The organism is Halomonas sp. N3-2A (genome assembly GCF_002216165.1).
GTDB lineage: Bacteria > Pseudomonadota > Gammaproteobacteria > Pseudomonadales > Halomonadaceae > Vreelandella.
Genome location: NZ_CP022286.1, coordinates 120,436 through 132,546 on the forward strand (window position 1 = coordinate 120,436; position 12,111 = coordinate 132,546).

Genomic DNA, 12,111 nt, shown 5'->3' on the forward strand with positions numbered 1-12,111 from the left:
CACCTCACCACCTAATGGCAAGTAAGGAGTTTGTTAGAGTGCTGTATAGCATAACCGCGCGTTAGCACCCACATGCTTTAAACAGCCCGAAAGGTGAAGCAGAGGGTGGGTGAGCACTATTCCAGGTGTTGTCGGGGGAGCACACACGCCATCCGTTGTGCCAAGCGTCGTGGTGCCTTCAGTGATCGTAGGCAGCGCGCTCAGCTAGCTGGGCGTTAACACTGTTGCGATACTCAATATGTATGGTAGCTGCTGAAAATTTACAAAATAATAAAAAACATCACCATTTAGTGACGTTTGAAATTACCCATAACCAGAGTCGCCAGCACATTAGTTTAACACCGGCAACAACTCCAGTATCTTCCGAGTAGTTGCCACTGGCGCGGGAGAGAGCTGTAGTGTCGCCGTACTCTTTCTCCCAACAGGTACCGATAAAAGTGATTGAGACGCTATTTGAAAGTAGTGGCCTGACAGAAATGTGGATGGTCTGTAGTAATTATCATAGACATACCAGGAACGCCCGGATCTCCCAGATTAGCTGGCTGCCCAACAAGCTGCAATGTCAGATATACGGCAAGTCTCACGAGGTCTTTCTGGTTGATAACTTATTTTGAAGGTTTCCCCAACTGTTAACAGTAAGGCCACCGAAAAGGCTGCATCTAGCACTGCTAATCGACACGGAGCGCGAGCTGAGCCATGCACCAGTCCCATACCGCATTTTTCGGATCGAGATGCAGGGGTGACCGCTTGCGGACTAGGAAATAGCTGGGCTCTTTAATCATGGCCTCGTCCGTGACCTGAATTAGACGCCCAGTCTTAAGATCCCCCGCCACAAACGCTCGGCATGCCAAGGCCACCCCCTGGCCAGCCAGGGCTGCATCCAGGGCTAGTGTCGTCTGGTTGAATACCGCACCGGGCAGCTTGCCGTCGGCACGCAGAAACATCGGCCAGTGATCGTGCGCGTCATGCAAGAGCGGAAGCTCCCTAAGCCGTTCGGTAGAGAGGGGAGGCGGTAATTCTTTGACCAGATGGGGGCTAGCGACCGCGACCAGCTCCTGGTGGAACAGCAGCTCAGTATCCAGTCCGGATGGGAACGGAGGGCGGGTTAGCCGCACTGCGATGTCCACCTGGTCGCGCTCAAAATCGGAGAGCGCCTCGGTGGCGACCGTGCGCAATTCCACGCCGGGTAGAGCGGCGTTCAGCTCGGCTAGACGAGGGATCAGCAGCTTCGCGGCGAAGGTCGGCGTAACACTGATCGTGACAGTGTCCGGTCGATTCAGGAGTCGTCCGGTGGCGTCCCCGAGCGTATCGAAGGCGCGGGTCACGTCCGTCAGGTAGGACGCGCCCTGTGGCGTCAGCGCGAGGCCACGAGGTAGGCGCTGGAACAGGGCCTGGCCCAGATGTTCTTCCAGCGCGCGCACCTGCTGCGCAACGGCACCTTGAGTGACGCCCAACTCCTCGGCGGCGGCCCGGAAACTCAGTCGGCGGCCTGAGACCTCGAAAGCACGCAGGGCATTGAGAGGAGGGAGCTTGCGGCGGGATGGCGTCATGGCGTTGGCCTATAGTTTTTCTACAGTCTTACACGTTTATTTATCACGCGAAACTTCGGCTGTCACTTGACACAATACCTCCAGAACCTGACCAAAGGAGGTTGTCATGGCTGAAGAAAAAGTGGCTCTTATCATGGGCGGTGGTTCCGGCATGGGTGCCGCTACCGCACGCAAACTGGCTCAAGAAGGCTATCGTATCGCCATCCTTTCCTCGTCGGGCAAGGGCGAAGCCCTGGCCAACGAACTGGGCGGGGTCGGTGTCACCGGCTCGAACCAGTCACTCGATGACGTGAAACGGGTCGTGGATATGACGATGGCGTCATGGGGGCGAATCGACGCTCTGGTCAATTCCGCCGGCCATGGCCCACGCGCACCGGTCCTCGACATCCCCGACAAGGACTGGCACGAAGGCATGGACGTCTATTTCCTGAGTGCCGTGCGTCCGACCCGTCTGGTCGCGCCGATCATGGAGGCGCAGGGTGGTGGCACCATCGTCAAGATCTCAACCACCTGGGCTTTAGAGCCATCCAGCGTATTTCCGACCTCGGTGGTGTTCCGGGCAGGCCTTGCTAGCTTCACCAAGCTCTTCGCGGATGCCTATGCGGCGAAGAACGTGCGCATGAACAACGTCCTGCCCGGCTGGATCGACAGCCTTCCCGAGGTCGACGAGCGGCGCGACAGCGTGCCGATGGGCCGCTATGGGACCGTCGACGAAATCGCAGACACCGTGGCCTTTCTGCTGTCGGACGGCGCAGGCTACGTCACTGGCCAGAGCCTTCGCGTCGATGGCGGCGTGACCCGATCCATCTGACGACGCCTGTCCTCCCGTCACAACGAGCCGCCTTTCCTCCGGGAAGGCGCTCGTTGCACTTTTCCCGAAGGAGATACGCCATGTTGCGTGCCTATGCTGTGCTCGCCGCGCTCGGCATCATCTGGGGCTCGAACTTCATCTTCATGAAGTGGGCCACCGACCTAATCTCACCCATGCAGACGGTATTTCTGCGTGTGCTGTTCGGCTTCCTTCCCCTTGCCCTGGTGGCCTGGCGAGCCAGGGCCATGACGCGTGGTCAGTTGCGCCATCTGCCGCACTTCGCGGTCATGTCGGTGATGGCGACGACGTTCTACTACTACGGCTTCGTGGCCGGTACCGCCCTGCTGCCATCGAGTATCGCCGGGCTCCTGAGCGGTTCGATCCCTATCTTCACCTTCATTTGTGCCTTCCTGTTCCTGCGTCAGGATCGCCCGACCGCACAGATGGCGGCTGGCGTTGCCCTGGGCTTCATCGGTATTGCACTGAGCGCCCAGCCCTGGGAGGGCTCTGATGGCGTGGCGCTGACCGGGGTCTTTTGGATGCTGGCCGGGACGCTGAGTCTCGGGGTGTCATTCGTCTATGCACAGCGGTTTCTGTCGCCGCTGAAACTGCCCCCGCTGGCATTGGCGACCTGGCAGACGGGACTTGCGCTTATGACCCTAGTGATACTGACCGACTTTGACGGCATGGCTGCAATAACGACGGACTCGCGCGCACTCTTGGGAGCGGTTCTTGGCCTAGGTGTGCTAGGTACCGGCGGGGCCTTTTTCAGCTATTACTTCATCATCGAAAAACTCGGTTCCGTGCAGGCATCTGGTGCGACTTACATCGCCCCGGTGGTGGCCGTGATTATTGGCGTTGCGGTCGGCGAGGAAATCACCGGTGCCGCCATCCTTGCGCTGGCACTGATCCTCGGGGGCGTGTTGCTGATCCAGACGGGGAAGCGCAGTACCACATCTGCTCCCGTTCAGCACCAAGCTGAGGAGTAGACTGATTTCGGGGCGGCTTTTGCTGCTTCTGATAGCATTAGCGTGTCCATGAGGACAAGCATCAGGCCCAACATTCTTCCACTCCGTAAGCGAAGTGCTGGAACTGCCGCCTCATCTTATAGATAGAACGAGAACTAGCCCAGGCTGAGTGAGTGAGCCGGACTCTTCCGGCTCTGATAGCGCTTGGTCACCACAAAGAGAGCAATGCATGAGCAGTAGGCCCGACAACAACTCCACTTGCCGAATATCACGTTCTGGGCACCAGCATGATCTCCACTTTCAGGTTGAAGCTCCAGGCCCTGTGGCCTGCGAGGAATGCGGAGTAGAGAGAGCTTGTCAAATTCGGTAGGCGAGGTGTCACGTATTGTGACCTGCCCATACATAGTAAACGAGTCACCACTCTAAGTGGTTCGCCGTAGTACAGCTGTTGGGCGCGATGAACGAGGCTATTCGTTTGAGGTGATGCGAATCAGGATGTTCTATATCACCAAGCACTGAGTAGATCACCGCAGACTAATAAATCTCTGGCCACCATAACCTACAGCACTGTTTCCCCGAGCCCGAGAAGAGCTTCGGTGTTCATCTATCAGTCTTCTGAGGAAGTTAAAGGCTCGGGTGAGCAAGGACCTCTATCAACCACTTAATCCGGTTGCCTCTTTTATTTTAGGTTTGAACGCATTTTTGGGCGGTTATAAAGATGCTTAGTTACCAACTTTATTTAGACACCTCTGCCGCCTGAACCAGTGCCTCCTAGGTTGCAGGCGGCTATCGAGAAAGAGTGATCTCTCTTACTTACCAAACTGTAAGCCTATACGGAGGGTAATAAAACTGGTAGCCAGAAAGCCAAGGCGACTAGGGTGGCAAGTAATACTGGTGGTGTAATTAACAAACCTATTTTCATGTACTGGCCCCAGCCAATTTTGTAACCTTTTCCCGCTAGCACATGCAGCCAGAGTAGGGTGGCGAGACTGCCAATCGGGGTAAACTTGGGCCCCAGGTCATTACCAATGACGTTCGCGTATATCATCAACTCCTGCGTTACCGCAGGTACATTTGCCTGATCGATAGCCAGTGCACCCACCAGTGTTGAAGGCATGTTGTTCATGATGGATGCCACGATGGCCGAAAGGAACCCCGTACCAATGGTCGCTATGAAGTCACCTTGTTGTGCCAGCCACTCAAGCACCAGAGCACCGTAATGAGTCAAGCCTGCATTACCTAGTCCGTAGACGATGAGATACATACCGATCGAGAACAGCACAATTTGCCAAGGTGCATCGCGCAGCGCCCCCGTTACGGAGACAGTCGCGCCACTTCCCGCTTGCCACCAGCGCCCGGCAATGGCCATCAATAGAATAGCTCCTGCTCCCGTTACAAATGCAATAGGAATGCCTAGCGGCGCAGTCACAAAGTAGGCGATCAGCAGCGTACCCAGAAGTGGAAAAGCCGCACGAAATACCAGCAGATCTTTAACAGCTGAGCGCGGCAGGTCAAGATTCTCGAGGCTATAGTGCTTGGGTATTCGACGGCCAAACGCAATCCAAAGCACCATCAAAGTGGCCACGATGGACACAAGGTTCACCGGGACCATGACCGCCGCATAACGGTCAAAGCCAATATCGAAATAGTTGGCACTGACGATATTAACGAGGTTAGAGATGACCAATGGCAGGCTGGCGGTATCGGCGATAAACCCGGTCGCGATGATAAAGGCCAGCGCTGCAGGCGGCTCAAAATTCAGGCGTAGAAGAATTGCGATAACAATGGGCGTCAGAAGTAGGGCTGCACCATCATTGGCGAAAAAGGCGGCAATGACCGCCCCCAGTATTACGACCAGAGGGAAAAGCAAATGGCCGCGTCCATTACCCCAGCGTGCCACATGTAGCGCGGCCCAGGCGAAAAAACCTGCCTCGTCTAAAATCAGGGAAATAATGATCAGCGCGACAAACGTAAACGTGGCGTCCCAGACAATATCCCACACCACAGCAATATCGGATAAATGCACCACACCCACGAATAGTGCTACTAACGCGCCGCCCAGGGCGCTCCAACCGATACCCAACCCTTTGGGCTGCCAGATCACCAGAACCAGAGTGGCGACAAAAATAGCCAGTGCCAACATGAAATGACTTTAGCCTCAGTGAGTGTTTTGGTTAACGCGGCGCGAGAGTTCTTCTGCACTCTCGACACGCTCTGAGTAGCGGTCGGTAAGATAGGCGGACCTGTTCCGCGTCAGCCAGGTAAACTTCACAAGCTCTTCACACACATCGACAATACGCATATAGAACGGTGACGGCTTCATGCGTCCTGCATCGTCAAATTCGGTGAACGCCTTGGGGACAGAGGATTGGTTAGGGATGGTGATCATGCGCATCCAACGCCCGAGGATCCGCATCTGATTAACGGCATTGAAGCTTTGACTGCCGCCAGACACTTCCATCACCGCCAACGTCTTACCCTGAGTTGGCCGAACGCCGCCCAGCGATAGGGGGATCCAGTCTATCTGCGTTTTCATTACGCCCGTCATCGCACCATGCCGTTCGGGGCTGACCCACAGCATCCCTTCGGACCACTGGGCTAGGTCGCGCAGTTCCTGTACTTTTGGGTGATCGGCTTCTGCGTCATCGGGGAGCGGCAAACCCGAAGGATTAAAGGTGCGTACCTCGCAGCCATACCAGCGCAGCAGTCTTGCTGCCTCTTCTGACGTCAGGCGCGAAAAAGAGCGCTCGCGCAGTGAGCCGTAAAGCACTAGAACTCTGGGCGGATGGTGCGGCGCATCGTGTCCTGTAAGCGCACTGGTATCAATTGGATGAAGCTTTTGTGGGTCAATGTTGGGCAGCTCATCAACACAGTTAAGACTGCTCATTGGTATCACCAGTGATGTGCACAACTTCACCATCTTCTTTGGTAAATGTCGTTACCGGGTGGGCTAAAATCTCGAGCACGCGTTCTGAAGGCCTGCATAGCCGCGCGCCTTTTTCTGTTATCACGATCGGGCGGTTGATAAGAATAGGGTGCGCCATCATGGTATCTATCAGTTGATCATCACTCAGCGCCGGGTCATCCAGGTTGAGTTCTTCGTAGGGGGTGCCCTTGCGGCGCAGTAGCTCTCTTGGCGCAATCCCCACTAATGAAATCAGTTCAACTAGTCGCTCACGACTAGGTGGCGTCTTTAAATATTCAATGACGTACGGGACCTCACCAGATGCTTCGATCATCGCTAGCGTATTACGGGAGGTTCCGCATGCTGGGTTGTGATAAATGGTTGTTTCCACGTGTTTTCATTCCTTGCTATCAGTGAGGGGGGATTCATTAAAGGCTGCTATAAACGGCACGCAAACTTCGGGATGACCTGCACAGCAATCGCGAATCAAGAAATCCAGAGTTTGTTGCATGTGACCGAGATTGGCACGATAGATAACTGAGCGACTCTGCCGACGGGATGTGACCCATCCTGCCCGCGAGAGCACCGATAGGTGTGCCGACATGGTGTTATGTGGCACTACTAATTGGCGTGCGATTTCTCCAGCAGGAAGGCCTTCGGGTTCATAGCGCACAAGAAGCCGAAAGGCTTTGAGTCGAGTCTCTTGAGCTAGTGCGCCAAAGCTATCAGTAATGTTTTTTATATCCATTTGTCTAGCATAATGGACATGTTTTATATTTTCAATCTGTCATTACTGTCTGTTGGTCTGTCTTCATAACGAATTATTTAGGGTGCTGGAGAGGCATCCGTGATGCGTTTAAGGGCTCATGCGGTAGGCAGTCAATAGCTCGCACCCTCATGGTAAGCCGTACCTCGTATCCTGAGTGCTATACTGTCTTCTGTTTAGAGTGATGTTTTGGATATACGTATTTCATAACGATTTTTCAGTTCTGACGGTATTGATGAGGAGATCACCGATATCGTACCGGGCCTAGAAGAAGACTGAGTTTTATATGCGTAATCAGTTAAAACAATAATAAATTTAGTCAACAGCCATCCAGATAATAACGTTGGATTTAGTCTCAGGTGATACGGTATCGAATCATGGCTGTTTGGAGTTAACAGTCCGAATCAAGTCTTCTGACAACACCCAGCTGAGTTAGAAAGGATGAATGTGTTGGTAGCTGTCGCAGACGTGCCGCTGAATACGTCAATATCGACAGACTATCCACTCGGCCCGCTCTCAATGGATGATCGCTCCGCGTTCGGATGCTGAAGGGATACTGTATAGCCCTGCACGAACATCGAACTTGCGTTGTAATAAGTCAGCATTCGCAACCAAAACGCGATAATCAGGATGGGTTTGTGCCCCCGGGAAGAGTTGTTCAAGTGTGATGACCGCACGACCCAAATGTTGTATGCACTGCAAGCGTAGTTCCTGCGGCACGTTACGCTGTTCGGCAACCTCGATCAGGTGCTCCAATGCAGAGCGTGCGTAGCGGTGCATCATCTGTTTGTTACCGAGCTCATTAAATAGAGTGGCAAGATTGAATGCAGCGATGTTGTAAGTCATTGGTGCATAGTGGCAAGCAGCACTTTCAGAATGAGCCTTATCAAACATGGCACTAGCTTCAGTTAGCGCCCTCTCATAGTACCGTTGTGCATCGAGTAGGTTTCCGCGCTCAAGCGATTCGTTACCTGCTTGCGTAAACCTCGCCCACTGGCTGTCGATACTATCTCTGGGCATTGCGTTTTGAGTTGTTCTACGCATCGTAAACTCCTCTAGATTTGAAGATTCGATAGGCGCTTTCGACATTGGGGGTAGCGCCAACTAAAAGATCCCTTTGCTTTAAAAGTTAGCATTGGCTAAACTTTTTAGCAAAGGTTGAATTAATCTTTGGCAACAGACCTCGATAGCAATGGCGAAAGCGGCCCCGGCTGGTCACGTCGGGTACCACCGCTGATAGGAATCAAGGAGACTCACATGGCTTTTTTACTTCCCGAGCTGCCCTACGACCGTAGCGCCTTGGCACCGCATATGTCGCTCGAAACGCTCGATTACCATTATGGCAAGCACCACAACACCTATGTCACCAAAGCAAACGAGGCGATTAAGAACACCGCCGATGCATCGCTAAGCAACGCTGACTTGCCCGAGCTCATGATTCGCGAGAGAGAGGGATTTCTCTTCAACCAAGCTGCGCAAATCTGGAACCATACTTTCTTCTGGCACTGCCTAACCCCCGGCGGCTCCTCGCCTACAGGTGAGTTGATCCGAGAGCTGGACCGATATTTTGGCTCATTAGAAGAGTTCAAACAGCAGTTCTCGGATGCTGCACAGAAGGTCTTCGGCGCAGGATGGACGTGGCTGGTCATCGATGGAAATAGTCTCAAGATTGTCAATACACCCAACGCCGAGAATCCGTTGCTTAACGGGCAGACACCGTTGTTGACCGTGGATATGTGGGAACACGCTTACTAGATCGATCACCGCAATGCGAAGCCGAATTTCCTTGAAAGTTTTTGGGCACTAGCGGATTTTGAAAAAGTGGCACGGCATCTAAACCACTAATTGCACAAGGTCTAGACGGAGGGTTACGGGACCAAAGTTCCCGTAACTTTCACCGATATGCCGGCGACGTCACTCCCCAGATTGAGTAGCGCTACACTTTAGAGTCCGATCCTATGCGTAAGGAGATTGGACATGAAGAAGCGTTTCAGCGAAGAACAGATCATTGGGTTCCTTGGCGAAGCCGAAGCGGGGCTGCCCATCAAGGAGCTCTGCCGTCGGCACGGTTTCTCAGAAGCCAGTTACTATTTATGGCGTAGCAAGTTTGGTGGCATGAGCGTACCCGATGCCAAGCGACTCAAAGAACTCGAAGCCGAAAATACGCAATTCAAAAAAGCTGCTCGCCGAATCGCTACTGGAGATGGAAGTCACTCGCGAGGCGCTGGGAAAAAAGTGGTAAGTGCCCCTGCACGCCGAGACGTGGTGTGCTTTATAGTGTCACGTGGCCTCAGTGAGCGCCGAGCGCTCCGTGTCATCCGTATGAGTGCCAGTGCATTGCGCTATCAATCGGCTCCTGACCGTAATGAGGTATTGCGTGAACGCATTGTTGCCTTGGCCCATCGGCATCATCGCTATGGCGCTGGCATGATCTACCTGAAGCTGCGTCAAGCCGGTGAACGGGTCAATCATAAGCGCGTCGAGCGTCTCTACGCCGTGGCTCGGTTACAGGTGAAGCGACGCAAGCGCAAGAAAGTTCCCGCGTCTGAACGAAAGCCCCTTGGCCGCCCTTGTGCCGCCAACCAGGTCTGGTCGATGGATTTTGTGTTTGACCGTACGGCGGAAGGTCGCGTGATTAAGAACCTCACCGTTGTCGATGACGCCACCCATGAAGCCGTGGCTATCGTGCCTGACCGTGCCATTGATAGGCTTTCGTTAACACGGATTCTGGATCATCTGGCTATACAACGTGGCCTGCCAAGCGCCATTCGTACGGATAATGGAAAGGAGTTCTGCGGACGCGCCATGCTGACGTGGGCTCATCAGCGTGGTGTTGCCCTGTTTTTAATCGAACCTGGAAAACCCAATCAAAACGACTACATTGAATCGTTCAATGGCCGTTTTAGAGACGAATGTCTAAATGAGCACTGGTTCACCAGCCTGCATCACGCGAGAGTCATTATCGAGGCGTGGAGACGGGAATACAACGAGGAAAGACCGAAGAAAGGACTTAGAGGATTAACGCCTTCCGCCTATGCCGAGCAACTGGTTTTAAAACACGATAAAGTAACGTCAGACTCTAAACTCGGGTGCTACTGAAGATGGGGTGACGTCGGGGTGAGGAGAATTTAAATTAGCAAGTGCTTTATTTTGTCTATCTATAATATTGATTTATAACATATTTTCTCAGGAGTAAGGGAATGTTTCAGCGTGTGTCGGCCTTCAAGCTCAACCCCATGTCATTTATGCTGGCAAAGCAGGGGCTGGTAACCATTGCTTTGTCACTCATGGTGAGCGGCGTATATGCGCAAGAATTATCAGCCTCTTCACGGCAGTCCGCTATTGCAGACAATGTAACTGACGTTGTCAAAACTGCGATCGAGTACAACCCCCAGGTCAAAGCAGCGTGGAATGAGCTGCAGGCGGCTGAGCATGATGTTGATGTAGCACGTGGAAACTACCTACCTTCTATTGATGCGACCGCTGGTGTGGGGCGGGCTGATCGTGAAGTAGATGGCGTCGGTAGCTATTCAACTAGCTTTGCTGAATTAACGCTTAACCAGATGATTTGGGACGGGTTTGCGACTCGTAATGACGTTGAACGGCTAGACCGTGCAAAGTTAGTTAGTTATTACGAACTGTTAGGTGCTAGCGAGAACGTCGCATTAGAGGCAGTACAAGCCTATCTAGATGTGGAACGTTATCGCGAACTGGTTCGCTTGGCTCAGGAAAACTACCGTCAGCATCAGCGTGTTTATCAACAAATCGAAGAGAGGGTTCAGAATGGCGCAGGCAGAGGCGTTGATTTAGAGCAAATTACAGGCCGCTTAGCATTGGCTGAGTCGAACCTAATGACGGAAGCATCTAATTTACATGATGTTTCTGCGCGGTATCTGCGAGTTGTCGGCCAATTACCAACAGACAGTTTAGCGCCTATGCCAGGGCTTGAGGATGACTTGCCTCCATCGGTGACTGAGGCAGTTAATTTGGCTTTTGAAGGTAATCCTGAATTCCACGCTGCCATTGAAAATATTGAGGCCAGCCGAGCGCAACAAGAGGCTACTCGCGCTGCTTTCCAGCCTCGCCTAGATCTGCAAGGACGTACAGGCACTTACGATAATACTGACAATACTCCTAATCCTCGCGGTAGTCAGGATCGCCACAGTATAGAACTAGTAGCCAGCATGAATTTATATCGTGGTGGAAGCGATATGGCGTCATTCCGCGCTGCAGGTGATCGAATTGAGCAAGCGGTTAATCAGCGTGAGAATGTTTGCCATAATATTCGTCAAACAACGCAAATCGCTTTTAATGATTCTCGCCAATTGCGTGAACAGCTGAATTATATTAATCAGCATCGCTTATCCAGTGACCGTGTTCGCGGTGCTTACCAGCAGCAGTTCGATATTGGTGAACGTACGCTGTTAGATGTTCTTGACAGTGAAAATGAGTACTTTGAGGCAAGCCGTGCCTACGTAAATGCTAAGCAAAATGTGCTAGAGGCGGATGCCCGCACGCTGGCGTCTATGGGGCAACTGATGTTGACCCTCGACGTTGTACGTGAAGGAACCCCTACGCTTAACGAACTTGGTAGTGATGGTATCAGCATCAACCCAGATGCCATCTGCCCTGTCACTCATCCTGCTACTCCCTCATTAGCAGAGCTAACTAATAGCTACGGGAACGCACAAGCCCCGGTAGCTACACCCGATATGGTGCTTTCAGCCGATGCGCTGTTTACAACGGGTAGTGCCGAACTTAACTCAGGAGCGCATGCTGAGTTGTCCTCTTTTGCTCAAAAAATTCGTCAAATGTCTTCAGTAAATCATGTGGTTGTTACTGGCCATACTGATAGCAGCGGTACTAATGCATTAAATGCCTCCCTCTCTGAGCAGCGTGCTCGTAACGTTGCTGACTTCCTCATCGAACAGGGAATTGATCCAAATATTGTGCAAGTGCGTGGTTATGGCTCCCGCCAACCGGTTGCTTCGAATGCGACTGTTGATGGCCGTCGAGAAAATCGGCGCGTTGAGATAACGCTAGATATTTAAAACAGCTAAGCACTTGTTCAAAAGGCTCCTTCGAATGTTGGAGCCTTCATAGGATCATTG

The 12,111-nt window shown here is 52.8% G+C and carries 11 protein-coding genes and 1 pseudogene; 6 read left to right on the top strand and 6 right to left on the bottom strand.

What is annotated here, in order from left to right:
- Positions 1-668 precede the first annotated feature (668 nt).
- Positions 669-1,550: a LysR substrate-binding domain-containing protein gene (locus tag CEK60_RS00635; RefSeq protein WP_089037369.1), complete on the bottom strand. Its 882-nt coding sequence runs from the start codon at positions 1,548-1,550 to the stop codon at positions 669-671.
- 106 nt (positions 1,551-1,656) lie between these two features.
- Between CEK60_RS00635 and CEK60_RS00640 the strand changes: the two genes are divergently transcribed.
- The 3 genes and pseudogenes from CEK60_RS00640 to CEK60_RS22590 form a co-directional block, all read left to right on the top strand.
- A complete protein-coding gene (locus tag CEK60_RS00640) occupies positions 1,657-2,361 on the top strand; it encodes an SDR family oxidoreductase (RefSeq protein WP_089037370.1) in 705 nt (234 codons plus the stop codon).
- Positions 2,362-2,441: 80 nt separating this feature from the next.
- Positions 2,442-3,350, top strand: a complete 909-nt coding sequence (locus CEK60_RS00645) for a DMT family transporter (RefSeq protein WP_089037371.1) — start codon at positions 2,442-2,444, stop codon at positions 3,348-3,350.
- 208 nt (positions 3,351-3,558) lie between these two features.
- Positions 3,559-3,748 (top strand): annotated as a pseudogene (locus CEK60_RS22590) (ISL3 family transposase); the annotation flags it as partial.
- Positions 3,749-4,158: 410 nt separating this feature from the next.
- Here the strand turns inward: CEK60_RS22590 and CEK60_RS00650 are convergent.
- The 5 genes from CEK60_RS00650 to CEK60_RS00670 all read right to left on the bottom strand — a co-directional run bounded on the left by CEK60_RS00650 (position 4,159) and on the right by CEK60_RS00670 (position 8,044).
- The gene (locus tag CEK60_RS00650; RefSeq protein WP_089037372.1) at positions 4,159-5,472 is read right to left on the bottom strand and encodes an arsenic transporter; all 1,314 of its coding nucleotides are present in this window, start codon (positions 5,470-5,472) and stop codon (positions 4,159-4,161) included.
- A 15-nt stretch (positions 5,473-5,487) separates the two neighbouring features.
- Positions 5,488-6,216 (bottom strand): arsenical resistance protein ArsH, encoded by a 729-nt coding sequence (gene arsH, locus CEK60_RS00655; protein WP_089037373.1) that lies wholly within the window; start codon positions 6,214-6,216, stop codon positions 5,488-5,490.
- The gene (arsC, locus tag CEK60_RS00660; protein ID WP_089037374.1) at positions 6,203-6,625 is read right to left on the bottom strand and encodes an arsenate reductase (glutaredoxin); all 423 of its coding nucleotides are present in this window, start codon (positions 6,623-6,625) and stop codon (positions 6,203-6,205) included. The genes arsH and arsC overlap by 14 nt, the downstream gene beginning before the upstream one ends.
- 6 nt (positions 6,626-6,631) lie before the next feature.
- A complete protein-coding gene (locus CEK60_RS00665; protein ID WP_089037375.1) occupies positions 6,632-6,982 on the bottom strand; it encodes an ArsR/SmtB family transcription factor in 351 nt (116 codons plus the stop codon).
- A gap of 534 nt (positions 6,983-7,516) precedes the next feature.
- Positions 7,517-8,044, bottom strand: a complete 528-nt coding sequence (locus CEK60_RS00670) for a hypothetical protein (RefSeq protein WP_089037376.1) — start codon at positions 8,042-8,044, stop codon at positions 7,517-7,519.
- Positions 8,045-8,257: 213 nt separating this feature from the next.
- On the opposite strand from CEK60_RS00670, the gene CEK60_RS00675 reads away from it, so the two are divergent.
- The 3 genes from CEK60_RS00675 (at position 8,258) to CEK60_RS00685 (ending at position 12,051) form a co-directional block, all read left to right on the top strand.
- Complete coding sequence (locus CEK60_RS00675) at positions 8,258-8,755, top strand: superoxide dismutase (protein WP_332459883.1); 498 nt, start codon at positions 8,258-8,260, stop codon at positions 8,753-8,755.
- Positions 8,756-8,977: 222 nt separating this feature from the next.
- Positions 8,978-10,099: an IS3 family transposase gene (locus CEK60_RS00680; protein WP_089037377.1), complete on the top strand. Its 1,122-nt coding sequence runs from the start codon at positions 8,978-8,980 to the stop codon at positions 10,097-10,099.
- A 101-nt stretch (positions 10,100-10,200) separates the two neighbouring features.
- Positions 10,201-12,051 carry a TolC family outer membrane protein gene (locus tag CEK60_RS00685; protein ID WP_232471440.1) on the top strand — a complete coding sequence of 617 codons (1,851 nt, stop codon included), beginning with the start codon at positions 10,201-10,203 and terminating at the stop codon, positions 12,049-12,051.
- The last annotated feature ends 60 nt before the right edge of the window (positions 12,052-12,111 follow it).